The organism is Streptomyces sp. NPDC017890, assembly GCF_044328675.1.
GTDB lineage: Bacteria > Actinomycetota > Actinomycetes > Streptomycetales > Streptomycetaceae > Streptomyces.
The window spans coordinates 254,147-279,044 of the sequence record NZ_JBIRHU010000008.1 but is presented as its reverse complement, the minus strand read 5'-3'; the positions used below and the strand labels follow the sequence as shown (position 1 = coordinate 279,044).

General features: G+C 69.4%; 25 protein-coding genes and 4 pseudogenes. 15 read left to right on the top strand and 14 right to left on the bottom strand.

What is annotated here, in order from left to right; genetic code table 11:
- The first annotated feature begins 51 nt into the window (after positions 1–51).
- From ACH4F2_RS13430 to ACH4F2_RS13420, 3 genes are all read left to right on the top strand, one after another.
- Complete coding sequence (locus ACH4F2_RS13430) at positions 52–1,032, top strand: LysR family transcriptional regulator (RefSeq protein WP_398132845.1); 981 nt, start codon at positions 52–54, stop codon at positions 1,030–1,032.
- A complete protein-coding gene (locus ACH4F2_RS13425; protein WP_398132844.1) occupies positions 1,029–1,937 on the top strand; it encodes a serine hydrolase in 909 nt (302 codons plus the stop codon). The genes ACH4F2_RS13430 and ACH4F2_RS13425 overlap by 4 nt, the downstream gene beginning before the upstream one ends.
- A 530-nt stretch (positions 1,938–2,467) precedes the next feature.
- The gene (locus ACH4F2_RS13420) at positions 2,468–2,623 is read left to right on the top strand and encodes a hypothetical protein (RefSeq protein WP_398132843.1); all 156 of its coding nucleotides are present in this window, start codon (positions 2,468–2,470) and stop codon (positions 2,621–2,623) included.
- Positions 2,624–2,868: 245 nt separating this feature from the next.
- Here the strand turns inward: ACH4F2_RS13420 and ACH4F2_RS13415 are convergent, their stop codons facing one another.
- A complete protein-coding gene (locus ACH4F2_RS13415) occupies positions 2,869–3,306 on the bottom strand; it encodes a glutaredoxin domain-containing protein (RefSeq protein WP_398132842.1) in 438 nt (145 codons plus the stop codon).
- A 113-nt stretch (positions 3,307–3,419) separates the two neighbouring features.
- Here ACH4F2_RS13415 and ACH4F2_RS13410 point away from each other — a divergent pair.
- Positions 3,420–3,689 (top strand): annotated as a pseudogene (locus ACH4F2_RS13410) (transposase); the annotation flags it as partial.
- Between the two features lie 513 nt (positions 3,690–4,202).
- Here the strand turns inward: ACH4F2_RS13410 and ACH4F2_RS13405 are convergent.
- Both ACH4F2_RS13405 and ACH4F2_RS13400 read right to left on the bottom strand, forming a co-directional pair.
- A complete protein-coding gene (locus ACH4F2_RS13405) occupies positions 4,203–4,616 on the bottom strand; it encodes a hypothetical protein (protein WP_398132867.1) in 414 nt (137 codons plus the stop codon).
- A 207-nt stretch (positions 4,617–4,823) separates the two neighbouring features.
- Positions 4,824–5,057: pseudogene (locus ACH4F2_RS13400) on the bottom strand (helix-turn-helix domain-containing protein); the annotation flags it as partial.
- 722 nt (positions 5,058–5,779) lie between these two features.
- On the opposite strand from ACH4F2_RS13400, the gene ACH4F2_RS13395 reads away from it, so the two are divergent.
- Complete coding sequence (locus tag ACH4F2_RS13395) at positions 5,780–6,343, top strand: DinB family protein (RefSeq protein ID WP_398132841.1); 564 nt, start codon at positions 5,780–5,782, stop codon at positions 6,341–6,343.
- Positions 6,344–6,387: 44 nt separating this feature from the next.
- Here the strand turns inward: ACH4F2_RS13395 and ACH4F2_RS13390 are convergent.
- The 3 genes and pseudogenes from ACH4F2_RS13390 to ACH4F2_RS13380 form a co-directional block, all read right to left on the bottom strand.
- Positions 6,388–6,768: pseudogene (locus tag ACH4F2_RS13390) on the bottom strand (transposase family protein); the annotation flags it as partial.
- Positions 6,701–7,543, bottom strand: a complete 843-nt coding sequence (locus tag ACH4F2_RS13385) for a DUF899 family protein (RefSeq protein WP_398132840.1) — start codon at positions 7,541–7,543, stop codon at positions 6,701–6,703. The gene ACH4F2_RS13385 and the pseudogene ACH4F2_RS13390, both read right to left, overlap by 68 nt.
- A gap of 451 nt (positions 7,544–7,994) precedes the next feature.
- Positions 7,995–8,417, bottom strand: a complete 423-nt coding sequence (locus tag ACH4F2_RS13380; protein ID WP_398132866.1) for a MerR family transcriptional regulator — start codon at positions 8,415–8,417, stop codon at positions 7,995–7,997.
- 143 nt (positions 8,418–8,560) lie between these two features.
- On the opposite strand from ACH4F2_RS13380, the gene ACH4F2_RS13375 reads away from it, so the two are divergent.
- The gene (locus tag ACH4F2_RS13375; RefSeq protein ID WP_398132839.1) at positions 8,561–8,896 is read left to right on the top strand and encodes an EthD domain-containing protein; all 336 of its coding nucleotides are present in this window, start codon (positions 8,561–8,563) and stop codon (positions 8,894–8,896) included.
- Positions 8,897–8,968: 72 nt separating this feature from the next.
- Here ACH4F2_RS13375 and ACH4F2_RS13370 read toward each other — a convergent pair whose 3' ends face one another.
- The gene (locus ACH4F2_RS13370) at positions 8,969–9,874 is read right to left on the bottom strand and encodes an NADP-dependent oxidoreductase (RefSeq protein WP_398132838.1); all 906 of its coding nucleotides are present in this window, start codon (positions 9,872–9,874) and stop codon (positions 8,969–8,971) included.
- 119 nt (positions 9,875–9,993) lie between these two features.
- On the opposite strand from ACH4F2_RS13370, the gene ACH4F2_RS13365 reads away from it, so the two are divergent.
- Positions 9,994–10,455 carry a MarR family winged helix-turn-helix transcriptional regulator gene (locus ACH4F2_RS13365; protein WP_398132837.1) on the top strand — a complete coding sequence of 154 codons (462 nt, stop codon included), beginning with the start codon at positions 9,994–9,996 and terminating at the stop codon, positions 10,453–10,455.
- Positions 10,456–10,790: 335 nt separating this feature from the next.
- Positions 10,791–11,330, top strand: a complete 540-nt coding sequence (locus ACH4F2_RS13360) for a hypothetical protein (protein ID WP_398132836.1) — start codon at positions 10,791–10,793, stop codon at positions 11,328–11,330.
- Positions 11,331–11,564: 234 nt separating this feature from the next.
- Here the strand turns inward: ACH4F2_RS13360 and ACH4F2_RS13355 are convergent, their stop codons facing one another.
- Entirely contained in the window at positions 11,565–11,990 is a 426-nt protein-coding gene (locus ACH4F2_RS13355; RefSeq protein ID WP_398132835.1) for a winged helix-turn-helix transcriptional regulator, read from the bottom strand.
- A gap of 136 nt (positions 11,991–12,126) precedes the next feature.
- Between ACH4F2_RS13355 and ACH4F2_RS13350 the strand changes: the two genes are divergently transcribed.
- Positions 12,127–12,999 carry an aldo/keto reductase family oxidoreductase gene (locus ACH4F2_RS13350; RefSeq protein WP_398132834.1) on the top strand — a complete coding sequence of 291 codons (873 nt, stop codon included), beginning with the start codon at positions 12,127–12,129 and terminating at the stop codon, positions 12,997–12,999.
- Between the two features lie 81 nt (positions 13,000–13,080).
- Here the strand turns inward: ACH4F2_RS13350 and ACH4F2_RS13345 are convergent, their stop codons facing one another.
- The 4 genes from ACH4F2_RS13345 to ACH4F2_RS13330 form a co-directional block, all read right to left on the bottom strand.
- Positions 13,081–14,265, bottom strand: a complete 1,185-nt coding sequence (locus ACH4F2_RS13345; protein ID WP_398132833.1) for an FAD-dependent oxidoreductase — start codon at positions 14,263–14,265, stop codon at positions 13,081–13,083.
- A gap of 136 nt (positions 14,266–14,401) precedes the next feature.
- Positions 14,402–15,847: an aldehyde dehydrogenase family protein gene (locus tag ACH4F2_RS13340; RefSeq protein ID WP_398132832.1), complete on the bottom strand. Its 1,446-nt coding sequence runs from the start codon at positions 15,845–15,847 to the stop codon at positions 14,402–14,404.
- 714 nt (positions 15,848–16,561) lie between these two features.
- Positions 16,562–16,855: a hypothetical protein gene (locus ACH4F2_RS13335; RefSeq protein ID WP_398132831.1), complete on the bottom strand. Its 294-nt coding sequence runs from the start codon at positions 16,853–16,855 to the stop codon at positions 16,562–16,564.
- 426 nt (positions 16,856–17,281) lie between these two features.
- Complete coding sequence (locus ACH4F2_RS13330) at positions 17,282–17,566, bottom strand: hypothetical protein (protein WP_398132830.1); 285 nt, start codon at positions 17,564–17,566, stop codon at positions 17,282–17,284.
- A gap of 267 nt (positions 17,567–17,833) precedes the next feature.
- Between ACH4F2_RS13330 and ACH4F2_RS13325 the strand changes: the two genes are divergently transcribed.
- Complete coding sequence (locus tag ACH4F2_RS13325) at positions 17,834–18,640, top strand: helix-turn-helix domain-containing protein (protein WP_398132829.1); 807 nt, start codon at positions 17,834–17,836, stop codon at positions 18,638–18,640.
- A gap of 33 nt (positions 18,641–18,673) precedes the next feature.
- Here ACH4F2_RS13325 and ACH4F2_RS13320 read toward each other — a convergent pair.
- A pseudogene (locus tag ACH4F2_RS13320) lies at positions 18,674–19,162 on the bottom strand (alpha-hydroxy-acid oxidizing protein); the annotation flags it as partial.
- Between the two features lie 177 nt (positions 19,163–19,339).
- On the opposite strand from ACH4F2_RS13320, the gene ACH4F2_RS13315 reads away from it, so the two are divergent.
- The 4 genes from ACH4F2_RS13315 to ACH4F2_RS13300 all read left to right on the top strand — a co-directional run bounded on the left by ACH4F2_RS13315 (position 19,340) and on the right by ACH4F2_RS13300 (position 23,746).
- The gene (locus ACH4F2_RS13315; protein ID WP_398132828.1) at positions 19,340–21,019 is read left to right on the top strand and encodes a carboxylesterase/lipase family protein; all 1,680 of its coding nucleotides are present in this window, start codon (positions 19,340–19,342) and stop codon (positions 21,017–21,019) included.
- A 127-nt stretch (positions 21,020–21,146) separates the two neighbouring features.
- The gene (locus ACH4F2_RS13310) at positions 21,147–21,452 is read left to right on the top strand and encodes a hypothetical protein (protein ID WP_398132827.1); all 306 of its coding nucleotides are present in this window, start codon (positions 21,147–21,149) and stop codon (positions 21,450–21,452) included.
- Between the two features lie 748 nt (positions 21,453–22,200).
- Positions 22,201–22,575: a hypothetical protein gene (locus ACH4F2_RS13305; RefSeq protein ID WP_398132826.1), complete on the top strand. Its 375-nt coding sequence runs from the start codon at positions 22,201–22,203 to the stop codon at positions 22,573–22,575.
- Positions 22,576–22,621: 46 nt separating this feature from the next.
- A complete protein-coding gene (locus ACH4F2_RS13300; RefSeq protein WP_398132825.1) occupies positions 22,622–23,746 on the top strand; it encodes a hypothetical protein in 1,125 nt (374 codons plus the stop codon).
- A gap of 38 nt (positions 23,747–23,784) precedes the next feature.
- Here the strand turns inward: ACH4F2_RS13300 and ACH4F2_RS13295 are convergent, their stop codons facing one another.
- Positions 23,785–24,156 (bottom strand): hypothetical protein, encoded by a 372-nt coding sequence (locus tag ACH4F2_RS13295; protein ID WP_398132824.1) that lies wholly within the window; start codon positions 24,154–24,156, stop codon positions 23,785–23,787.
- Between the two features lie 548 nt (positions 24,157–24,704).
- Between ACH4F2_RS13295 and ACH4F2_RS13290 the strand changes: the two genes are divergently transcribed.
- Positions 24,705–24,875 (top strand): hypothetical protein, encoded by a 171-nt coding sequence (locus tag ACH4F2_RS13290; RefSeq protein ID WP_398132823.1) that lies wholly within the window; start codon positions 24,705–24,707, stop codon positions 24,873–24,875.
- The last annotated feature ends 23 nt before the right edge of the window (positions 24,876–24,898 follow it).

Genomic DNA, 24,898 nt, shown 5'->3' with positions numbered 1-24,898 from the left:
TCGACCGCGGTCCGATACGTTCGGCGTATCACCGCAGACCACGGGGGACGCATGCTGACCGAGCGGCATCTGGAGATCTTCGTCGCCATCGCGGAGGAAGGGCACTTCGGCGACGCGGCACAGCGCGTGGGCATCACTCAGCCGCCTCTCTCTCAGGGACTGCGTCGGCTGGAGGCGCTGCTGGGGGTGCGGCTGTTCGACCGGGAGCGCGGGGTCTCCCTCACCGAGGAGGGAGCGGCGCTGCTCCCGCACGCCCGCCGGGCGCTCTCCGCACTGGTCGAACTGCGGGACACCGGCGCCAGGGAGGGCGCGGACGGACAGCGCCTCCGGCTCGGCCTGTCGCCCGAGCTCCCGCCCCGGCTCGGCGCGACCGTCGCCGCCTCACCCGTCCGGGCGGGTGTCCGGGCCAGGGTCTCGGTGGTCACGGCGCCGACGGCGACGCTGCTGACGGATGTGTCCGCGGGGCGGCTCGATCTGGCCGTCGTACGCCACCCCGCCGTTCTGCACGGCCTGTCCGCTGGTCCTGTGACGCTGCTGCCGACGTGGCTGCTGGTACCGGACGACGCCGTTGGTGCGGGGCGGTTCGCACCGGGCGAGACGGACGCCGGTCGGTCTCCTGCGCACCGTTCGCAGGACAGGACGAGCACGCCGGGTCCACGTGCGGCGGGGGCGCGGGCGGCGCGGCGGTTGCCTTACGCGGTACGGCCGCGTGCCGAGGCGCCCGCGGCGCACGATCTCTTCCTGGACACGCTCGCGGGGCGGGGACAACGGGTCGAAACGGTGGCGGTCTCGGACGAACGCGCCGGGCTGGCGCTCGTCGCCGCCGGTCAGGCCGTTCTCGTTACCGCGGACGAATCGCTCACGGCGGACGGGGTCGTCCGGCGACCGGCCACCGCCCCGGCGCTGCCGCTACGACTGCGGGTGGTGTGGGACGCCCGGCGGCTCGCAGCCGCGGACGCCGCCGAAGCGGCCGACGTCCTGGTCGACGCGCTGGCCTCGGCCCACCGGACGAGTGCGGAGGCGGCCCGATGAGCGCGACGGCCTCCGACAGGGACATCAAGCGCACCCTGCGCGCGATGTTCGACGACGCCGGTGTGCGCGGCCTGCTGCATGTGGCCGAACTGCACCGGCCCGCGGCGGCGGTGACGGTCGACGCGGACACAGCCGTGCTGATGGGCTCCGTCTACAAGGTGCCGCTGGCGGTGGCCTACTGCAGGCAGGTGGACGCCGGCATCCTCGACCCGCAGCGGCGGATCACCCTACCGCCCGGCGACAGGCTGCCCGGACCCACCGGCATCTCACAACTGCGCGACGAGGTGTCCATGTCCCTGCGCGACCTGGTCGTCATGATGATGAGCGTCTCCGACAACGCGGCTGCCGACGCGGTGCTGCACCACGTGGGGGCCGAGGCGTTCGGCGACGCCTGCCGCGCCCTCGGCCTGGTCCGCACACACCTCCACGACGGTGCCGCGGGCACCTTGGCCCGGCTGCTGGCGGTGACGGGGGCCGAGTCCGTGGACGCGGCCATGGCGCACATCGCGGACAACGATCGGGCGGTGCCGCCCGGCGTCTACGACCCCGCGTGGGCGGCCTCGACCACCCCGGCCGAGATGGCGCGTCTGCTGCGCGCCGTCTGGACGGACGAGGCGGCCTCCCCCGACGGCTGCGCGTTCATCCGTCGCACCATGGGACTCCAGCCCTGGCAGCACCGGCTCGCGGCGGGTTTCCCCTACGACGACGTGGCGGTGTACGGGAAGACCGGGACGTTCGGCGTCATGCGGCATGAGGTCGGGGTGGTGGAACTCGCCGATGGCCGCGCGTACACGGCAGTCGTCTTCACCCAGGCCGCCCGGGCCGACCGTCGGCTGCCCCGCGCCGACGCGGTGATCGGCGCTGCGGCACGCAGGGCCGTCGAGTACCTGAGAGGGAGGGAGTGACCCTGCCTCCTCACCCGCTCGGCCGAAGAGGGGACCGGAGCCGAGCGACTCAGGGCAACTCGGCCGCCTTCGCCTTCACGCGAGCTGGTCGCCGTGGCCGGCCTGCGTCCAGACGTGGTGGCGGAACCGCTCACGGGTGTGTCCCTCCTCACGGGCGCGGTCCCGGAGCACTTCGGGCGGATCGACGTGAAGCCGAGCGGCTTGGCCAGGCGCAGGTCCCGTGCGAGGTGGGAGCGACCTTCCCTGCGATGAGGGTTGCGGCCGCGCCGCATGGCGGTGTCCACCCAGGAGCCGTAGTTCGCCGGTGTGAGTCCGTAGCGGTCCAGCAGCCGGTGTCAGGTGTCGGTCCAGGACGGGTCGGGGTGCGCGTAGCCGGGGATGTTGCCCTCGCCGAGGATCTCCATGCCGGTGGCGCCGAGGTCGGCGAAGTCGTCCGGTTGCGGCCAGGCTCGCGCCCCGTCCGGACGAGGGTCCTCGTCTTCTGGTCGGCGCCCCTCTAACGTGGGCCATAGCCGCGAAGGGAGGCTGCCATGTCGGACGAGCCCATGGGCCCGCTGGGTACGGCGATGCGGGAGGTCACGTTCCCGGACCAGTCCCGCGGGATCATCTTGGTACAGGCTGGAACACCGCAGGACGAGGCAGAGGCTATGGCCGCACGCGTGTGGGCCGAGTCGCCCGAGCGCTGAAAGGACGACGCCGGCGCCCCACCTGTCACAGGGGGGTGCCGCTGCCTTCCACGGTGGCTGGCAGGCCGCCGTGGTAGGTGACGGAGCCGCTGCCCTCCTGCGCCGCGGTCGACGTCGCTGCGGCAGGCGATTGGCCAAGCCGGTCACCTGAGTGCCTCAGTTGGCCAGTGAGCGTCTGAGCTTGTTCTTCAACCTCTGTGCGCTTGTGTCTGCGGGTGCCTCGCCGTAGGGCGCGGTCTCTCTGGTCACGCGGAAGGGGAGCGCTGTTCGCGCACCCATTCGGGATCGGGGTTGGTGTGTGGCCGGCCCGCCACGACGACGGTCGGTACGGTCTCGTTGCCGTCGTTGGCTGCTCGCACCGCTGCCGCTCCTGCCTGGTCGCGCCAGATGTTGACCCAATGCAACTGGCGGGCGCTGCGGCCCAGCCGGATGCGCAGTCGTATGCAGTACTTGCAGCCCGGCCGCCAGAAGACGACCGGTCGGCCGTCGACCGCGCTGCGGCGTTGTGCCTCCTGCGCACCGATCGACCTCGGGAAGATCAGGGGTGAGTTGACGCTGGCGAGCGCCAGGAAGGCCAGCAGGAGTGCTGCGGCTGTGCCGGGGCTCCCCTTCAATATCTGCCCGGTCGCGACGGCTGAGCCGCTGAGCACGAGCAGCGTCGGCAGGATCCAAGCGCGCATCATGGTGATGCAGGCTATCGAAGAGTCGAAATGCTCCTCGAACCAGGCCGTCCACCCGGGTGGTTCTGGAAACGGGCGAGCCACGAGGCCCCGTGCAACGCCTGTTGCACGGACTGCTCGGCGGCGGCCGGACGCCCTGGTGCCAACTGCTGGACGCCGTGCGTCTCGGCCCGGCCGACGACGTCGCCGAGGCCACCGCCGCCCAGGTCCGCCGGGTGATCGTCGATCTGATCGAGATGGGGCGCCGGCGCCTCGGCGACCGCGACATCCTGATCGTGTTCGACGCCGGCTGCGACACCCCGCGCATGGCCCACCTCCTGGCCGGGCTGCCGGTGACGGTACTGGGCCGGATGCGTACGGACCGGGTGATGCGCAAGTCCGTCCCGGTTCCGTGGAGCTCTCTTCGGCTGCCGTCAGTCGGCGTGCGCTTCCTTGGAGACGTGCCTTTGCCCACCGTGATTCGGACGAAGACGGCGTCCCGTTGGGAGATCCTCGCTCTCACAGGGTGGAGCCAGGCTGATCCGCTGGTCGATGAAGCTCCGGCACAACTCGCAGAGCCGGCGTCACCCTGTCACCGGAGCAGTGCGGCGAGGGCCGCGGTCACTGCTGCTGTGAGCGTCACGACGGAGGCGAACGCGGTCGCGGCCCGCAGGATCGCGGCTGGATATGTAGCCCCGTCCAGGCGGGCGAGCTTGCCCGCCCCCACAGAGACCAGGACAGCCAGGAAGAGGGCCGCGAAGGCGGCGAGGAGGACTGTGGCGACACCGGACACGACGGCTCCTGATGCGTTGGGCTTTCAGGTTGATACGTCGAAGATTCCTGAAACGGTGTTCAGCGGCGTTCGGGTGATCGAAGAAGAACACTGGTGAACACTGACATCACCCGGAGAGCGGCAGGGGTCACTGGTACGGCGGAAAGACGTCTGCCAGCTGGCGCTCGAACTCCTCGAGCAGGGACCAGGGTGGGGTTCTGCCGCCGCCCGTTTCCCGATCGACCAACGACTGCAGTTGGAGGAAGGTCGTTGAATCGACCCCGAAGCGGTCCAGGAACACCATGGCACTGCCGTAGACGTGGTTCGACACGCTCGCCTGTGCCGGATCCGACGACGAGCGCGCCTCGCTGACGTTGGTGAGTTGGACGAGGAGAAGCAGCGCTTCTGCCCCATCCCGACAGCTCTTGATCTGAGCCTCGCAGGCGAGGCATTCGTCCGCGTACTGCACCATCCGGTCAGCGAGCTCAGGGTCGTTGAGCTCCGTGGAGCGGTGGATGTCGACAGTCCGGATCCTCAGCCCGATCAACGGGGAGTCCAGCATTTTGCCGTGGAGCACACGGAGCAGGCCCAGGGGCCGCTGGTCCAGGTAGTCGTACGTGAATCTGGTCTCCCGATCCCGCGCAGGCCCGATCGTCCTCGTTGTCTCCTGTCCGGGTGGGCGGGCCGAGCCCTCGGAGCGCGTCGCAGCCATCGGTGAGTCGCCGCCCGTGCGGGCGAGAGCTCGGAGGCGGAGGAACTGGTCTGCCGGCGCCCTCAAAGCTTGCGCCAAGGAGACGAGCGTCGCCTCGCTCGGTACGGTCCCCCCGTTGAGCGCCTGGCTCGTCGTGGTACGCCCGAGCCGGGCGCGCCGAGCCAACCCTCCTACGCTGAGGCCCTGTTCCACTCGGAGGCGCCGAAGAAGGCGCTTCAAGCTCTCCAGGTCTTCCCCGGAAGCCTGGTCCTGCCGCCCCCCTGCCGGCGGGGCTGCTCCGGCCGGTTCCACGGTCCCGGTATCACCGGAGAGTCCGGCCCGGTCCGTCTCTGCGTCTGCCCGTCGGTCCACACAGACAGCCTGCACGATGGAGCCCGCGACCGGGGGCCGATGTGCACGCCCCGTGGAGAGTTCGCGGGTGCCGGGGCGGTCGAAGCGTCCTCCCGTCCCAGCAGCGAACGCAGTCGGCGTGATGCCCGTCGGCTCCGACGGGCGACGTCAGTCGACGGGACCCCGGTGCTGTCGCATTCACGGGCAACGGCATCGGCATTACCCGGCCCTCACGTGGGGTCGGCAGGTCCGGTGCTCCCGGGGAACAACCCACGCGGCAGGCACGCAGCAGCAATACGGGGCGGGCGCGCCGCTTGCCGCCGGCGGATGGTCCACCCGACAGGGCGACGCTCATCTCTCCGCCTGGGGCGCGGCAGCACGCGTGCTCGCAGCCGCGAGGCGTCCCGCAGCGGCAGACAGGGGTAGTTCAGTGACACCGAGAAGTCGTCGGAACGGACCTGGTGCCACCACCCGAACGGCAGGTGCAAGGCGTCCCCCCGCCCCAGCCTGCGCGAGCAGATGTCGATCACCTGTCCCGCTGTCGCCCGACGTTCCGGCGTGTCGGAGGCTCTGGCGTGGCGCTCGCTCGGGGTACTTACGCTGATCGCAGGGCGGGAGTGCGTGACTCTGACTGGCCGTCATATTGTCGCAGCCAGGTCTCCGTTGTATGTAGTGTGCGAAAAATGACAAGAAGCGAGCGGCTCGCGGAGCAACTGGACTGGCACTGGCGCAAGAACCTGCGGCCGCGGCTGGACGGTCTTACTGATGAGGAGTACTTCTGGGAGCCTGTGCACGGCTGCTGGAGCATCCGCCCACGTGGCACGTCGGCCGCACCGACGTCGGCAGGTTCGGGAGAGTGGACGGTGGACTCCGCGTCCCCTGATCCGGTGCCGGCGCCGGTGACCACGATTGCCTGGCGGCTGGCGCACATCATCGTCTCGTGCCTGGGCTATCGGGTCGGATGGCACTTCGGCGGCCAGGACGTCGACTCCCAGACATTCGCCTACGCGGGGACCGCTGACGAGGCGCTGAAACAGCTCGATGAGATGTACGGGAGATGGAACGCGGGGGTTCGCGAAATTTCGGACGCCGACCTGGAGAATCCGCCCACGGTGGGTCCCGAGCGGTTTCCCATGGAGGGCATCGTCCTGCACGTCAACAGGGAGCTGATCCATCACGGCGCCGAGATCTCCCTGCTGCGCGACCTCTACCGCCGGCAGGACGGTACCCTGCGGCGCCGGACATGACTTTTTGGTAATCGGCGATCGAGCTTCGGAAACTCACGTGGACAGCGTTGCCGCTCGAGGGTGAGGACGGCTTCGGCGATTGACGTGATGCGGCTGGGACTGCAGCGAGATCTGCGGAAGATCCGCCAGGACTTCAGGCGGGCGACCCCGCGTGCGACCCGCCCGTGCGGCGGCCAAAGCCCGGGTGACGGTCTTCTCGGTGGGGGTGAGCTCCTGCAGGAGTCTGCGTTTGGTGCTCGTGGTCGGCCAGGGGCCGCCGCCCTGGTGAGCGAGGTCGGGGCCAGGATGGGGACGCCCCTGCGCTCGCGGATCCGGATGATCCGCGCTTGAGTCGCCGACCCGATCGCCCATCCGCCATCAGTGGCAGTGGTCGGACTCGGCCGCCGGGCCGGTGCCGGTGGCGCCCAAGTCATCAGAGCGGCCGGCGTCGACGCGCGGCCACTGTGCTGTGGGACGTCCGACCGGCCGCTCCTCCCACAGCGGCGGCCAGTCGGGAGCCCCGCCCAGGGTCCGCGTGGCGTGCCCGAGGCGCTGCCAGCCTGCCGGCGAGTCCTCCCAGGCCTCCTGGCGCCCGAACACTGTGAGGTCCATGAGCGCGTAGCTGTAGTCCACCGCCTCGGCCCCGCGACGTTTGGTCCAGTACGTCTCGAAGACACGGTCGCCGTCTCGCAGGTAGCACACCAGGTGGAACAAGCCGAGCTCCCGGCCGACAAGAAGCGGCTCGAGCGAGGGCTGGGCGGAGTACCACGGCATCGTCCAGCCCATGAAGGCGCGGTAGCGCAGGCTCTCCTCGTACGACGTCTGCGCATCCGCGAAGCCGTAGGCGGTGTTCCGTCCCTGGCAAAGCACGGTGAAGGTGATGTCACGGGAGTGCAGATAGGCCAGCTCGCCCACGTGGCTCATCACCCAGGTACAGCCTTCACACTGCTCAGCGGCCGGCCGGCCCGGCCACCACATGAAGTAGTAGGCGATCATCTGGCGTCGCCCTTCGAACGCGTCCAGGAGCGTCATGGGACCGTCCGGCCCCAGCAGCGGGCTGTCTGCGGCCACCTCGACCATCGGGAGCCTGCGGCGCGCGGCGGCGATCGCGTCGCCTTCGCGGGTGTGGGCCTTCTCCCTTGCCCGCAGCCCCTCCAACCGCTGCTGAAAGGTCGTGCGGTCGACGACCGGCGGTTGCGCCTTGCTCGGGTTCTCGGACATCAGCGGCTCCTGATCGCTTCGCCGTGACTGCGGGTCGCTCCTCAGCGACGTAGTTGCCGGTCGGAATCGCCGTCACACGCATCCGACCCGGCTCTACCGTCTTCGAACACCCCCACGGTGTCACTCACCGTATCGATCCACGACCTCTGCGCGAGTTGGCATACAAGCTCATCGAGTCCGCACAAGCCCGCTGGCGCGCCGTCAACGCTTCCCACCGGGTCGCGCCGGCTCGGGCCGGTGCGAAGTTCGAGAAGGCCGAACTCGTCGACCGGCTTCGTGGTGGCGGCAGGGGTGCGGACGGCGGCGCCGGCGCCCAGGCGGCAAGGACCTCGACCCTCGCGTCCACGTACCGACAGGCCGTTGCTTCAAAGACGCCGCACCCTGCGCCGAGCTGGGCGAGCGTCTCGTTCTTGCGCGGGTGGGCAAGGGCGAGCTGTGCTGAGGAAACGGCTCAGCCTGCGCCGGCGCGTGCGGCGTTCACACTGTGATCCGGTCGGCCCGAGGCCGAGTCACCCGTCGCGTTCTCCAGGAAGTTCCGATTGACGCCGATCAGGTGATCAAGCGCTTCTCTTGCGGCGGCCAGGCCGTCGATCGCGGAGGACAGACGCGTCCGCTCCTGGTCCATTACAGCCATGGCCTCCCGGGCTCTGTCCGTGTTGGGCTGCGCCATGCAGGGGACCAACTGAGCGATGGTTCTGCTGGACATTCCGGCGGCCAGGAACGTCTGAATCAGCTCCACCCGCCGGACGTGGTCGTCGTCGTAGCATCGCTGGCCGCTGGAGGACCTTGCACTGACCAGTAGGCCCTGCTGCTCGTAGTAGCGCAGCGATCGACGACTTGCTCCTGTCCGGGCGGACAGTTCACCGATCCGCATCTCCACCCCCATGCGCCTCGGGGCACAACGGCTTGCCCCTGACATCGATGTGAGCACCTAGGTTAACCCCACGGCTCGCGACCAACCGGTGGAGCATCCGGCCGCCGTCCCTCTCGTCCGCAAGCACGAAAAAGGAGAAGTCCGTGATCAAGTTCGCTTTCATGATAAACCGCATCGATGGGATGACCTTCGAGGAATTCGTCGAGCATCACCGATGCCATCACGGCCCATTGTTCACCTCCATTCCGGAATCCCAGCAGTACGTGAAGAAGTACACCGTCTCCCACCCGGTACGCGCCGAAGGTTACCCGGAGCCCGCCTACGACGGCCTCACCGAGATTTGGTTCGAAAACTGGGCAGATCACGACGCCTTCTTCACGTCCGAGAACTACAAGAAACTGGTGAACCCGGACGAAAGCAAGTTCATCGACGTGAATTCGGTGGCAGTAATGGTCACCGAAGAAAGGACCTTGATCTAGCTTCTCGTACAACAGCCCCGTCCAGCCGTGACGCTGCCCGGGCGGGCAGTCCCGCCCGGGCAGCGGTTGCCGCTACAGGGTGATGACGATCTTCCCCTGGGTGTGGCCGCGTTCGGCCTCCCGGTGCGCTTCGGCGATCCTGTCCAGCGAGTAGGTTGCGGCGAGGTGGGGCGTGAACCTGCCCCGGCTGCCCAGTGCTGCACCCTCCGCGAGCACCGTTGCGTCGTTCTCCGCGTAGAGGTGCCGTACTCCGAGTTGGCCCGCGCGCGCCGCGTCGGCGACCGTCACGACGCGGTCCGCGTCGCCGGCGATGGCGACGAGGTCGGGGAGCGAGCCGGAGGCGGCCATGTCGAGCACGGCGTCCACTCCCGCCGGGGCGAGTTCGCGGACTCGATCGGCCAGCCCTCGGCCGTAAGTGGTGGGCAGGGCCCCCAGCGTGCGCAGATAGGCGTGCTTGCCCGTGCTCGACGTGCCGATGACGGTGGCGCCGCGGGCCACCGCCATGGCGACGGCGGCGCTGCCCACACCGCCGGCGGCTCCTTCGATCAAGAGCGTGCGGCCGGACAGGTCGCCGAGCGCGTTGAGCCCCCGGCCCGCGGTGGCGACGGCCAGCCCGGCCCCGGCGGCCTGTTCCAGCGTCCACGGTTCCGGCACCGGGGACCAGGCGGTCAGCGTGGCGTACTGGGCGGTCGCTCCGAATATGCCGCCGAGGCCGAAGACCCGGTCACCGACGGTGACACCGGCGACGCCCTCGCCGACCTCGTCCACCACGCCGGCGGCGTCGCGACCGGGGATCGCCGGGAAGTCGACCGGGAAGTGGGCGCGGACCTCCCCCGAGCGCAGCTTCCAGTCGACCGGGTTGACGCTGGCCGCGGCGACCTGGATACGGATCTCATCGGGGCCGGCGTGCGGCTCCGGGACGTCCTCGATGACGAGTACGTCGGCGGGGCCGTAGTCGTGGTAGCGGGCAGCACGCATCGTTACTCCTTGATCGCCATTCGCTTGCTTCGGAAACTAACTTAGAGTGTAAAACTTTCCATAGCAAGTACCTGAGAGTCACTTACCATGGAAAGTGCTTCCGCGCTACGATCGCGCGTGTGGAAGCGAATCGCGAGCTTGTCCCGGCCGAGGCGGAGACGTGGGAGTCACTGCTGTCGGTGCTCCTCTGGCTTCCGGCAGCGCTGGACGGCCGGCTCAAGCAGCAGGGACTGAGTCATCACGAGTTCCTGATCCTGTGGTGCCTGACGCAGCACCGGGGCCGCACGCACACCATGAGTTCACTCGCCGAGCTGTCCCGGGTCACCCCGTCACACCTGTCCCGTATCGCGTCCCGGCTGGAGAGACAGGGCTGGCTCGTGCGCGAGCAGGACCCCTCGGACGCCCGCGTCACGATCGCATCGCTGACGGAGACGGGGTCACTGAAGTACGCGCAGGCGGCGCCCGGCTACTACGCGACCCTGCGCGAACACGTCTTCGGCCGGCTCACCGAGGAACAGGCCGGTCAACTCGGCGGGATCGCGGCGCGCATCGCACACTCCCTCGACCCCCACGCAGACTGAGGCAGTCACTGGCGTGGACCGGGCCCGACCCGCACGTCTTCCCACGGGGCGACAGCCGCCGGTTCTCCGCCCACAGACGGCCTCTCGGACCGCCTACGAGCACCAGGCCGTGGGGCGCGAGGGAGGGCGCGGAGCGGTTCTTCATGGCCACCCCCGGGCTTCGTCGGGTGGAACAAGCACGCCGCCGACGAACGCCTCCGCCAAGTCGTCTCCAGGGGGAACGACGCCGCCTGGCTCGCGATGGAGGGCCCGTCTCGCCGATGCGGCCGGGCGGCGAGTGAGACGGCATGTGAACTTTTGTTTCCGCGGGCCGATTCGTGAACTATGGTTGTCGCATGATGGTCTCTGAGATCACCCAGGAAGAACAGGCAGAACTCGACAAGGCGCTGTACGACGCCTTGACTCCACTGGCCTCGGCGATTCGCTCCCGACAGACCGGGCTGCCTGCGGACCGCATGTGGGCAGCGGATCCCGCCGAAGTGGCACTGTCCGTCCTGGCCGCCTGGAAGGTGATGGATGCCGAGGTCAGGCGGTTGACCGCGCACGCGGCAGCAACTGCCGGCTCCTACGGCGCCAGTTACGAGCAGATGGGGGCTGCCTGGGGCATCACCCGGCAGGGTGCCCGGAAGAAATGGCCCGACGCCGTCAGCCGCTCAGCGCCCGCGGCAGCGGGCAGGAGCACGCTCGCGCTCTTCGGCGGGACCGCCGAACTGGTGCAAGCACCTTCTGGTGACTGGAGTTGGACAGGCGTGGGCGCTGACGGAGCGTCCGCCGCGGTCACCCATGGAACGCGCCACGCGACCGCGGAGGAAGCAGCAGCCCATGCGGGCGCTTTCCTCAAAGAACACGCCGTCGATGCCGTCGACCGTTCCTAGCATCAGGCAACGTCCGCCCTGCACACAAAGGCGGCTCGGTACCTTGAGTACCTGACGGCGGCGGCCTGGTGACCTGAGTCAGGTCACCAGGCCGTTTCCCTTGGGCCGTCCACCTGGTATTCCGGTCGTGGCGGCCGGTCCGGAAGATCTGGGCTCGACTTGACCCGCATGCTGCACGTCACCCGTGGTCAGGCAGATCTCAACCCGCAGCAGAGACGGAGAGCGCCGTCCACGCTAGGAAGCGCGTGCGTCGTGGCTCTCGCGATGAGTGAGGACCTGTTCCATGTGGGTCTGGGCCCACTGTCTGAGTCCGCGCGTCAGGTGATGGAGTGAGAGGCCGAGGTCGGTCAGCCCATACGTGACGGTGACAGGGACCGTGGGTGTCACCGTTCGGGTGAGCAAGCCGTCGCGTTCGAGAGCCCGTAGGTTCTGGGTCAGCATCTTCTGGCTGACGCCGGCCAGCAGCCGGGCCAGTTCGGAGTAGCGCATCGCCTTGGGGACGTGTGATGCGCCGGGCTGTTCGGGTGTGTCACCGCCCAGTGCGCACAGGATCAGGACGACCCATTTGTCTGAAATCCGGTCGAGGAGCTGGCGGCTGGGGCACACGGCCAGGAACGCGTTGTACTCCACCTTCGCCTGCGCCTTCTTGTCGGCCTTCACTGTCGCTGACCTCGCCTCTCACCTTCTGGGTGGTTACGCACTTCAGAGTGCCTACTTCCCAACAGGAAGTTCCTCTCTCATGCTGATGCAAAAGGGCTGGAGACACCACCCCTGGCACGAAGTGAAAGGCACAGCGATGGACACGCCCTCCACACCCCTCCCCGGCGGAACCTGGACGCTGGGTGACTCAGCCGTCACCCGGTTCGGTTACGGCGCGATGCAGCTCGCCGGCCCGTGGGTCATGGGGCCGCCCGCCGACCACGACGGTGCCCTGGCCGTGTTGCGCGAGGCGGTCAGCCTCGGGATCACCCACATCGACACCAGCGGCGCCTACGGACCGCGCATCACCAATGAGCTGATCCGTGAGGCACTGCACCCCTACCCGCAGTCGCTGTTCATCGCCACCAAGGTGGGTGCGACCCGCGACGCGCAGGGCGGCTGGCCCACAGCCCGGCGCCCCGAAGACCTGCGCAAGCAGGTCCACGAGAACCTTGAATCCCTCGGCGTCGAGACCCTCGACCTGGTCAACATGCGTATGGGCGACGCTCAGGGCCCGCAGCCCGGCTCGATCACCGAAGCGTTCGAGACGCTCGTCGACCTCCAGCACGAGGGCCTGATCCGCCACCTCGGCGTCAGTAATGTCACCGGGGAGCAGGTCGCCGAGGCGCGCAGCGTCGCTCCGATCGTGTGCGTGCAGAACATGTACAACCTCGCCCACCGCCACGACGACGACCTCGTGGACCACCTCGCCGCCGATGGCATCGCCTACGTGCCGTTCTTCCCCCTGGGAGGCTTCACGCCGCTACAGTCCGAGGCCCTCTCGCAGGTCGCGAACCGACTGGGGGCGACGCCGATGTCGGTCGCGCTGGCCTGGCTGCTGCAGCGCTCGCCGAACATCCTGCTCATTCCCGGTACTTCGTCCACCGCCCACCTGCGCGAGAACTTCGCAGGCGCCGGTCTCTCCCTCTCGGACAAGGACGTGGCCGAACTGGACAGCATCGGCTACTGAACAACACACAGGTCTGTCGTCGTCCCGAGCTGCTTGTCACTTCGCCGTAGCTTCAGGAGAACAGGGCCGATACCGGCGGCGTCATGCGGTGCCGGCTCGAATGCGGAACGTCAGTCCGTCCGGGCTGCTCAGACGCTGACCGCCCGGTGCTGTGCGATCGGGTCCGTACGACACCTCCTGCCCCAGGCCGCGTGCGCGGGTGGCGGCAGCATTCGGGTCTTCGACGCCTACGACGAGTTCCCATCGGGGCACGCAGCCCTCGGCTCCGGATGCCAGTACGAAATCCGCGCAGCCGGGAACCGTACCGAGCATTGCCTGATAGAAGCGGCGGGCCTGCTCGGGGCTGGGGCAGGCCAGGATCATGCGCTGTAGTGCGCTCGCCGTTGGCAGCCAGCGGTTGAAGGGCTGTGTCTGCCACAGGGAGAAGACCGCACCGACGGGATCGATCAGGGTCGCGATGCGGCCCTGATCCCCGGCATCGAAAGGGGCGAGCACGAGTTGGGCGCCTGCTGCCGTGGCGGCTTCGGTGCGGGCGTCGATGTCATCGACGGCGAGGTAGTAGGCGATGTGGGCGGGAGTGCCCGGCGGGTAGACCGGAGCGCTGAGGTCGCTCACACTGCCGATCTGATGACCGGCGGCGAAGATTTTCGTCGCGCGGCGCCAGTCGTCTTCGTCCACGGCGAACCGCCAGCCCAGCACAGTGGAGAAAAAGGCTGCGGTGCCTGGCACGTCGTGCGTTTTGAGGTCCATCCAACAGAATTCGTTCAGCGCACCGAGATGAGACGTCGTCAACTGTATGCTCCTTGCTGCGTCGGCCTGCCACGGGGTGGCGGCGACGGTGATCTTCCCACTGCGGGTGAAGCCGCAGTCGATGCCGTGGGTGGCCAGGTCGTCCTGGAAGGCGTTGAAGTTCTGCGTCCCGAGGCGCTGGAGCAGGCCGATATCGTCCGGCCAGCGTTCGGCTCCGTTGGCCAGACCGTGCGTCAGGCTCGGAGAGCAGAAACCGCCGTTGCGGCCGCTGGCGGCGTGACCGCAGGTCTTCTTCTCCACCAGGAGGACGTCCAGGCGCGGGTGGCGCCTCTTGGTGAGCAGGGCGGTCCACAGTCCGGTGTAGCCGCCGCCGACGACCGCGAGGTCGCAACTGGTGTCCTGGGTGAGCCGGGGCTCGGCGGGCGGGCCGTCCGGACGGTCGAGCCAGTACGCCGTGGGGGCGGCACGGCTCAGGCGCGCACGGTGGTCGAGGCGCTGCTGCTGGGTGCGGGGCATGTATTCCTCGTGCGCGAGTGAGCGAGTGAGCGAGCGAGGTGGTGGGTGGGCGAGGGCCTGCCTGCCCTGGCCCACCTGGCCGGGCAGGCAGGCAGGCCGGTCGGGGCGGGGGCGGGGAGGCCAGGGCGGGGCGGGGTCAGAGGCTGATCACGCCGGTGCGCGTGTCGGTCATGTCCATCAGAGTCCACTTGCCGCCGATGCGGCCCCAGCCGGTCCCACGGGAGCCGGCGCCGCCGAACGGCATGTTGATGTCCCACCAGTTGTTGGTCTCATTGACGACGACCTGGCCGACCTCCATCTCCTCCACGAAGCGGAACGCGGAGGTCATGCTGCGGGTGAAGACGGCCCCCTGGAGACCCAGGGCGTCGTCGTTGGCGATGCGCAGCAGGTCGTCCTCGTCGCGTCCGGTGATGATGGGGACGACCGGGCCGAATGACTCCTCCTTGGACAGCAGACTGTCCTCGGGGACGCCGTCGACCACCGTGAACTCGTAGTAGAGGTCGGTGGGCATGCCCTCGCGGCGCCGGCCGCCGGTGAGGATGCGCGCGCCGCGGGCACGGGCGTCTTCCATGTGGCGGTCCATCTTGGCCGCGACGCCCTCGTTGTTGAGGGGGCCGAGAACGGTCTTGTCGTCGAAGGGATCGCCGAGGCGGACCCGCTCGGCCTCGCGCAGGACGGCCTCGACGAACGCGTCGTGGATGTCGGTGTGCACGACGACGCGCTCGGTGGCGCAGCAGACCTGTCCGGCGCAGGGGTAGGCACCGTCGACCGCGGCCTTGGCGGCGGCCTCGACGTCGGCGTCGGCGAGGACGACCAGGGGGCCGTTGCCGGAACACTCCATCAGCGACCGCTTCAGACCGGCGGCGGACTGGATCTTCGCGCCGGTGGCGGAGGACCCGATGAAACCGATGGCATGGATGCCGGGGTGGCGGACGAGGGCGTCACCGAAGGCGCCGTCGCCGGGCAGGACGCTCACCAGGCCCTCGGGAACTCCAGCGGCGGTGAGGGCCTCCATGGCCTTCAGCACGGTCAGCGGTGTGTTCGTCGGGGGCTTGACCACCAGGGCGTTGCCCGTGGCCAGGCCCGGGGCGGCGAACTCGGTGAACATCAGCAGCGGGAAGTTCCAGGGCGTAATGACCGCCCAGGTGCCCACCGGACGGTGGAAGGTGAACATCCGCTTGGAGTTGTCGCGGGAGGGCAGCGTCTCGCCGTTCAGGCGGACCGCGTCCTCGGCATGCAGGCGGAACAGCTCGGCGGCCTCCGTCACGTCGGCGACCGACTCCACAAGCGGCTTGCCCTGCTCCAGGGTCTGCAACCGGGCGAGTTCGTCACGGCGCCGGTCGATCTCGTCCGCGATCCGGTGGCACAGTGCCGCGCGCGTCCAGACGTTCACCTTGGCCCACTCGGCCTGGGCGCCGTGTGCGGCGGAGACCGCCGCGTCCAGGTCGGCCGCCACGGGCAGCGGGACCGTGCCGACGTGCTCGCCGGTGGCCGGGCTGATCACGTCGTAGGTGTCGCTGCCGGCCCCGTCGCTGAAGACGCCGGCGAGGAACAGCTGCTGGGACAGAGGAGCAGTGGCCATAGTGAGGGGTCCTCTCGTCGTGACGGATGCGTGGCGGAGGCGTGGCGGACGTTGCGGCCGATCGAACATCAGCAACTTTTGACCGTCAAGATATGAGAAGCAGCCAAGTTCGTCATTCTCAATTGTCGATGCAGCAGTCTTGACGCCTTTTTTCGCCGCGCCTATGAATTCGGCATATCGCTTTCAGCCGACGCCTCCCCGACCGGTCGGCAACCGGCGTCCTCATCCGAGATCCTGCTGCCGACCGCGCCCCCATGGCACCCACACCAGCATCGGAAACGGGAATTATCGTGCCCCCCGTCGCGCCACACTGCTCTCCGCGGTCGCCGCCGCCCTGGCCGCCGTCACGCCGGCTCACGCCGCAGGGCGGAATACCAGCTCCGGCCCGCCCCGTTCGGCGACGCCGGGCTCACGGAAGACGGGCACCCCGTCCGTCCGGCTGAGGCTCCCCGCTCCGGACGGACCGCATGTCCTGGGCACGGTGTCGCTGCGGCTGGTCGACACATCACGCCCTGATCCGTGGGTGCCCGGCCGCCCGTACCGGGAACTGATGGTGGACGTGCGCTACCCGGCACGGCCCGGCGTCACCCGCCGCGCCACGCACCGGACCGTGCGGGACTCGCCGCGTTCGCGAGGCGGGCTCCGGGCCGCTACGACCGTACGCATCACCTCAGCTCGCACCATCAGATCACCGTCCGGGCCCAGGAGGCGGTATCACGCTCCTGCCTTCAGGCCTGCGGTAAGCCCGTAGGTCACGGAGCGGTGGCTGGTGCCGTGGACGCCGCGCTGTTCGTAGGCCGTGCAGAAGGATGCGGCGGCCTGCGCGGCGGCGAGCAGTGCCTGCACAGCGCCGGCAGGTGCGGGGGCCGCCGCCGTAGTGGTCGCGTGGGTGGACATCGCGAGGACACCTGCGGCGAGGCAGGTCAGGGCGAGTGTGGGCAGGATCCGGCGCAGCACGGTGGGGCGTGGTGTGGTGCCTGCGGGGGTGTGGTGGGAGCGGGCGGACATGGGCTTTCCCTTCCTCCGTGCGCTGGTGGGTGTTCGCGACGGGTGGCCGGGGCGATGAGGATTCGGGTGTGCGGGGCCGTGGACGGCGTTGCCACCGAGCGAGAGGTCGCATCGCGGAGCACGCTCGCGTATCCGGTGCTGGTGGGAAGCCGGTTCAGCCGTGTGGGGGCGGATCCAGCCACAGGCGCCGGGCCTTGGCCGGCTCCCGGCCGTCCTCCTGGCGGAGGGCGTCCCGGCGCGCGAGCGGGCCGTTGTCGGTCGGCGCGGCGGCCGGCCCTCTGTCGGGCCTGATCGCCGCCGCAGGGGCGGGGCTCCGGACGCCCCGTATGAGGTGGACTGTGGGAAGAGACGGGCAGGCAGTGGACGGCTCGAGCGGCTGCCGGTGGCCGCCTTGCGTGAGCGGCGGCCACCGGCGGTGCCAGGTCCTCAGCGGTTGGTCCACAGGTTCCAGGTCCAGGGCCACATGTTGCCCTCGGCGCACTGGTAGCGGTCCCAGTGTCCGCGGTCGATGCCCTGCTGTCCGGCCGTCTGGCAGCCGCCCAGGGTCATGTACTTGCCGCGGTGGACGTCGAGGCTGTCGGCCGCCTGAACGGCAGCGACCTGCTGGGAGGCCGCGCCGGGTGCGGCGACGGCCGGAGCCGCCGCGCTCAGGCTGCCGAGTCCGACTACGGCGATGGCGGCGAAGGCGGACAGTGCGGTGCGTACACGCATGGTGAAGTTCCTTCCAGTAAGGGATTCGAGTCGGCCTGGGCGGCATCCGCCCGCACGGCCACGAGTACCGGCGCGCTCACCCTCGGGGGTGATCTCCTGAGCCGGTATGCCGAGTTTGCGCAGGAAACGTCACCCTTACAACCAGATCCCGCTTGCTTCATCGATGTCGGGATAAATACAGTCCTGACCTGCTGGGACGTGCCCGTCCCGGGACATGGGACAGCCGGCGGGACGTAGTTGCCCCGCCCTGCGGAAAGGCACCCACCGATGACCGGCCAACGACCGGACCAGCGTGCGGCAGCACGGAGGCTGGGAGACGCACTGCGGAGCCTGCAGCAGCGATCAGGGCGCCCGCTGCGCAGCCTGGAGACTCAGGTCCGGACCAGCGACTCGTCGCTCTCCCGCTACTTCCGTGGCGAAACCGTGCCGACCTGGCCCGTGGTGCGGGACCTGTGCCGGGCGCTGGACGCGGACCCTTCCGAGTACCGCGCCCTGTGGGAAGCAGCCAGCCCCACCCGCCATGACGAACCAGCCTTCATCGACAGCGACAGCGCCGAGTCTGCTGGTCCGTCACCCCTGCCTCGCCCGGCCCGGTGGCGTCGGCTGCGCGGGCCGTGGTCCCGCCGTCGGGTCATCGCCGCATCCGCTGCCGCTGCCGCGGCGGGCGGGCTGGTGACCGGTCTGCTGCTCCTGCTTCCAGAGCAGGGCGAGCCCGGTGCCACGTCCGCGCAGGGTGCCGCGGTCGGCGCAGGCAGCAGTGCCGGTGTTCTGGTGCACAACGTCGAGGAGAAGTGCCAGGAACCGCGCACGAACGAGTGTGCGCTGTCCCTCGCCTACAACCCCTACCGTCCCTACGTCACCTCCAACTCAGCCGGCCGCGTCTGGCACCAGGATCTGCTCCAAGCCCGCTGCACCGTCGCCAACGGCGTCACCGTCACCGACGAGAACCACAAACACACCAGCATTTGGATCCAGGTCACACACACCGGTAAACACCTCTGGCTCCCAGGAATCCGCGTCCATCCCGACCACCTCAACCAACTCACCGCCGTCCTGCCCCCATGCGCCCTCTAGCGTGATCTTCAACCGTGGGGTCGGTCAGCCTCCCGGGCGGCGCGGGTCGGCTGACTGGAACCACCGCTCGCCGTCCCCCGCCGCCTCCACGACCTCCTCCATCGGCGTGCTCGACGACGAGGACAGGATGAACGGCACCCCCTGCGCCGCGGCGGCGCGGGCGGCGGCCTTCTCTGCCTCGGGGTGCACCACCGACAGGGCGCCGACCGGTGCCAGAGCCACCGGAACGGGCAGCCGACGGCCGAGCACGTCGACCGACAGGTCCCGTACGCGTACGTCACGCAGCATTCTGGGCACGATGCGCCACCGGTCGAACGCCTCACGATTGGCGCGCGCCGTACGCCCGTCACCCGCGGCTCCCACCACCGTCCCCACCGGTCCGGAACCGAGCCGTGCCTCGGTCAGCTCCTCCAGACGGTTCAGATCCGTGGGCAGTCGTGGAAGTGCCCCGGCCAGACCGTCCCGGAAGATCTCGTGCTGGTACGCCGTCCAGTCCGTTCCGCGACCCGCTTCACCGCTCATGCGGGATCCCTTCCGTGCCCCGTGAACCGCGTGTCGGGGCCGTACCGAGTTCCACCCCGATGCGCGACCGTGTCTGCCCTGTTTCATTGATCGCGTATGCGCGTTCTTGGCGGTTTCGCTGTAGATATGTTCCGTATCCCTCCGCGTCTTCGGCGACTCGACACCCGGCAGGCGGCCATGGCAATGAAGCGCACGGTGGTGATCGCGGTCCTCGCGAGCGCGGTCTTCCTGATGGTGGGCACCAGTGCCCCGGATCTCCCGCGGGCCCCGGTGTCCGCGCGCGCCGCCGCCACGGTGCGCGTCGACACCGGCCTCGTCCGGGGCCTGCGGACAGCCACCCACACCCTCTTTCGGGGCATCCCCTACGCGGGACCGCCCGAAGGCGCGTACCGCTGGGCCGCACCACGTCCGGTACAGCCCTGGAAGGGCGTACGCGACGCCACGAAGCCCGGCCCGCTCTGTGCCCAGGTCGCCTCGCCCTACGCGGACACCGCGAGCCTGGAGGAGGACTGTCTGGTCCTCGACGTCACCGCGCGGGCCCCGGCTGCCGCGGAACGGCCCGCCCCTGTCCTGGTGTGGATCCACGGTGACGGCAGTGTGGGCGGGGGAAGCCTCTTCGACGCGCGGCGCCTGGCCGACCGCGGCCTGGTCGTTGTCACGATCAACTACCGCCTCGGTGTGTTCGGCGGCTTCGGGTATCCAGGGCTCGACGGGTCGGGGACGTTCGCCCTCCAGGACCAGCAGGCGGCGCTGGACTGGGTCCGGCGCAACGCCGGCGCGTTCGGCGGCGACCCCGGCAACGTCACCGTGGCCGGATCTTCCTTCGGCGCGGCCGCCATCAGCGGGCACCTCACCTCACCAGGGGCCCGCGGGCTGTTCCACCGAGCCGTTATGGCCAGCGGCGAGGGCATGATGGACATGCCCGCCGGTGCGATGGGCGAGGGGGTACCGGCCTACCCGTACTACACCTGGCGCACGGAGCAGGAAGTACGCGACGCCGGTGTCGAGATGACCTCCTCGCTGGGCTGCGCAGGGCGCGACTCCGAGCGCGCGCTGCGGTGCCTGCGCGCACTGCCGGTGCGGGAACTGCTGGCGGTCCCGCACATCATGAACGCCTTCCAGACGTTCGCCTACGGCACCGAGGTGCTTCCCGAACTGCCGGAGAAGACGCTGAAAGAAGGCCGTTTTCCTCGCATCCCGGTGATGTCGGGGTCCACCAGGGACGAACACCGGCTGTTCGTCGGGATGGCCCACGACGCGGTGGGTTCCCCCTTCACCGCCGACCAGTACGAGCGGGCGCTCGCCACAGCTTTCGGCCGCGGGGCGGACACGGTGGGCGCGCAGTACCCGGTCGGGGACTTTCCCTCACCCGCCCTGGCCTGGGCCACCGTGGTGACCGACCGGATGTGGGCCCGGGGCACCTACGCCCAGGCCGTCGCCTTCGGACGCCACACGCCCACGTACGCCTATGAGTTCGCCGACCGGGACGCCCCCATGTATCTCCCCTTCTCCGGGAGTTTCGACTTCGGCGCCTATCACGCGGGCGACACCCCGTACGTGTTCGAGGAGGCCGGCGCCCGCAAGCACTTCACCCAGGCCCAGGTGCGCCTGTCCGACACCATGACCGACCACTGGGCGCACTTCGCCCGCACCGGCACACCGAACCGGCCGGGACTTCCGCGGTGGCCCCGGTTCGATCCGGGCCGAACCGTGCCGCACACCCAGTTCCTGGCGCCGGACGATGTCGGGCCGGTCGACTACGCCATGGAACACCGGCTGGGCTTCTGGCGCCGACTCGCGGAGCAGGACACCTTCCCGCAAGCAGAGCCCGCCGAGGGCAAGGAGCCGATCCCGTGACCGCCCCGCGTCCGTGCGCTCAGCGACGCGACAGCGAACTGAGCATGTACGGAGGCGGAGGAAGCAGTTCCCCCAGGGCTGTCCGCGCCGATCGCCGGTCGGGTACTGGCACGGTCACCCCGATCCGATGGACGCCGCGGGGGCGGCCGAACCCGTCCGCCTCATGGCGGCGGGGGGCGGGGCGGCCCGGCACGCCGACGTGGCGCTCCGCCCGTGCGGCCTGGGCCGGCCGGTCCACCATCCGACCTCCACGGCCCGCGGCGACGCGGGCGGCCCGCCGCAGTCCGTCGGCGTGGGCTACTGGATCATCGACCGCCGCAACGGCCGCGTCACGGGTTGGCCGAGCCTGCCGCCCGACATGGTCATCACGACGTACCGGGAACAGTACGACGGCCACCCGCCCCGGCACGCCGTGCACGGCGCACAGGCATGAGACGAACCGGCCGGCACCGGCAGGAGTGCGGCTGCGCGGTACCGGACGAGGTCATCTCGTTCTGAGGAGGTTGTTGTACAGGCGTCTCAGGTGTTTGGCCGCGGGGCACTTCGCACCGTCCGCCTCACATTGCCGGCAGGTCCGCAGGTGGTGGTCGTAGTCCGCGCGCGCCTGCTCCAGGCGGTCGTATGACGGCTTCATTCGGCATCCTGTCGGTGGTCCGGGCACCACGATCGCGGGCACACGGGGGGGGCGGGAGGCAGCCTCGAGTGGTCGCGCGAGGCACACACACCAACACTGATCTTGTTACTTGAAGTACAGCAAGCCCAGCCCTTCACTCTGCCCGCGAAGTCCGACCGGCGGTGCTCCCGGCAAGGGCCGACCGCTCGCCGGCCTCTGCCCGATGCGGCCGTCGCGCGCTCCACACCGAGCGACTCCTCGGCGCGTGCGACGGCATCACCACGACGACGAGCCGGGCAGAACGGCGCCGGTCGCGTCGGAGGACCGGCCCCGTGGTGTTCGAGAAGAGTCGGCCCCCGATGTGTCGTCGAACGACTCGGTCATCCGGCGGAGCGGCTTGATCCCGGTGATTGCCTCGACGCGGTCAAGGAGCGGTCTGCGCGCAGCTGTTGGACCGGTTCCCGCGACCGCCGTCCGGCAGGCGGGCCGCTCCTGAGTGTGGGAAAATCGAGGTAGCGCGTGAGGTGGGGAAGAGCGGCACATGCCCACGCACCGAGGAGGCCTCCCGGTGGCTGTACACACGATCGTTATCGAGGACCTGCACTCCCCGCCGGGCTCACCGAAGCAGATCTTCCTGGTGCTGACCGACCCGTGGCTGCCCTTCACCACGAAGACCTGGGCCATCGCCACGCCGAACAACTGGGTCGGGGTGGGCGGCGGTGAGTTCAGGATCGTCGGATGGGATTCCCGCACGGTCGAACTCAGGGACGTGCCGTGGCAGAACGTGGCGACGCGTGTCCAGCTCCGCATGAAGTATCCGGACGACTGCGTTCCGAATCCCGACGGGACGTTCAAGTCCGGGACCGGAATCTACACCCGTCCACAGAGCGAGCCCGGAACGCTCAAGTGGATCGGCAGGAACATCCTGCCCGACCACTTCTGACCGCCGATCGTGCTGGGCACCGGCACGACGCCTTCCGGAGGGTCCCATGCCAAGGCCTGACGTACCGCCGCCCGACGACTTCGCACACTCCGGTGAAGACGTGGTGATCGGAGACCTGCACGGCCTGCGCGAACGGACCGGCCTCCACGGTAGCGAGCTCCCCCAGGACCTGCTGGAGGCCCGAGCCGTGATCGAGGAGACGCTCAGCGGGCAGGGCGACCAGCGCGGTGCCGTCCGGTCCGTGGAGGATCTGACCGAAACGACGAACATCCAAGGAGCCGGGGTCGGCCGGGCCTCGCCGTCCGGGCAGCCCACACTGAACGTCTACCTGGCCCGGCCGAGGAACGACGAGGACCTCGCATCGTTCATCGTCGACCGGATGGGCGTCCACGCCGCCGCTTCCCCTCAGGTCACGGTGGTTCCCGTCGTCACCGGGCTGATCGAGACCCAGGCGTACGACTTCCACCGGCGTCCCGCGCCCGGTGGGGTGTCGATCCACCGGACGCCCACCTCGCTGCCCGTGGCCGGCACGTTCGGCTGCCTCGCGACCGGACGGTCCTTCCCACGCAACCAGAGGACCCTCGTCCTCGGCTGCAACCACGTCTTCGCGAACAACAACAACGCCGCACTCGGAGACGTGATCATCCAGCCCGGCGGACGCGACGGAGGTTCCGCGCCGCAGGACCTCATCGCGGTACTGGAGCGCTTCGTCGAGCTGAAGTTCGACGGTTCCATCAACATCGCCGACGCCGCCACGGCATGGGCCAGGCCCGAGGACGTGAGTCCGAGCATCCTGATCACCGGAGTGCTCGGCCCCGTCGAGGTACCGATCAGCTCCACGACCGGCGCCGTCACGGTGGACCAACTGGTGTTCAAGAGCGGGCGGACCACGGAAGTGAGAGCCGGGACCGTCCGGGAAGTGGACGCCTCGCACTGGATCGCCTATCCCGGGGGCAACGCGTTCTTCTCCGGCTCGATCGGTGTGGAAGGGACGCTCGGCACCTTCAGTGAACCCGGAGACTCCGGAGCGATCGTCTGGACTCTCGACTTCGTCCAGCGGAATCCGGTCGGCATGCTCTACGGGGGCACCGACAACTTCAGCAGGTCGTTCGCCCACCCGATCGACCTCGTCACCCAAGCCCTCGACGTCTTCATCATCGACACCCTCTGACTCCGACCCCGACGCGGACTGACCGCCGTAGCCGGAGGTCAGTCCGCGTACACGAGGACCAGACACAGAGCCGCGAACAGTGCGACGGACGCGCCGAGCAGCGTCAGCACCGCCACAACCGCCGCCGTCAGCCGCTCCCTGCCCTTGCGCCGGCCCATGCGGAACGCCACGTGGGCCAGAACGAGCGGCAGCGCCACCAGGGCGAGGAAGAGCATCGGCGTCGCGACCCGGCTGAACGCGGTGGTACCGGTGTCGGTGACCAGGTGCCAGGCCGTCGTACCGAAGACCACTGCCGGGCCGATCAACAGGACGAACGAGAGGGCCGACGCCACGACGACGGTGAGTCCTTCGGTCACCTGCTCGGCACGCGCACGCCCACGGCGCACTTCCGACATCCCGTTGTACCCCATGCCCATTCCCCCAGGAGTTGCGGTTCAGTGTCGCCAGTGCGCGGTCGGGCCACTGAGCCCGTGGCCAGCAGGACGACAGCGCCTGGGACCCAGGCAACGCAGACACCATGATCTCACGCGCCCATCGGTCACTGGCGAATCACGCCGTGCTCACCGGGGCACCGCCGGCAGAGGTCCCGACCCCGGCACGCCGAGAGACGGGGACCGTGTCGCGCAATCCCCCGGAAGCGGTACCTGAACCCACAGGAGTGATCGAACACGGGGTCACAGGGCGCCATCCCAGCAACGTACGGGCACACCACGCTATCCGAAATCCAGTTCTAGATCTCGCCCTCCCACACCCGTGACGGCGACAGCAAATCCTCCGTTATCCGATCACCTGTCCGCATCCCGCCTCGAGGAGCACTCATGCACACCCGGTGCCGCCCTGCGTTTCTTCATCCTGTGTTCGAAAATTCCGCTGCTCACCCGGCCACTTCGGCTCGCCCCGCCGATGCCCGCTTCGGGTTCCTCAACGACGGGTCACGACCGGACACGAGGCACCTGGCATGACTGTCTCTGTATGCCTCCCCACGCCGCTGGGCCTCTGCGCCGAGACCGCCACGGGGCTCATCAAGGCCGCCGCCCATCACCCCTACACCGACGCCGTTCACCACCTGCCCACGCACAGCCCGTCCTGTCGGGCACTGGACCGGCCCGGACCTGGAGGTGCCTGGTGAAGAGGTTCTTCGGACGGGTGCGT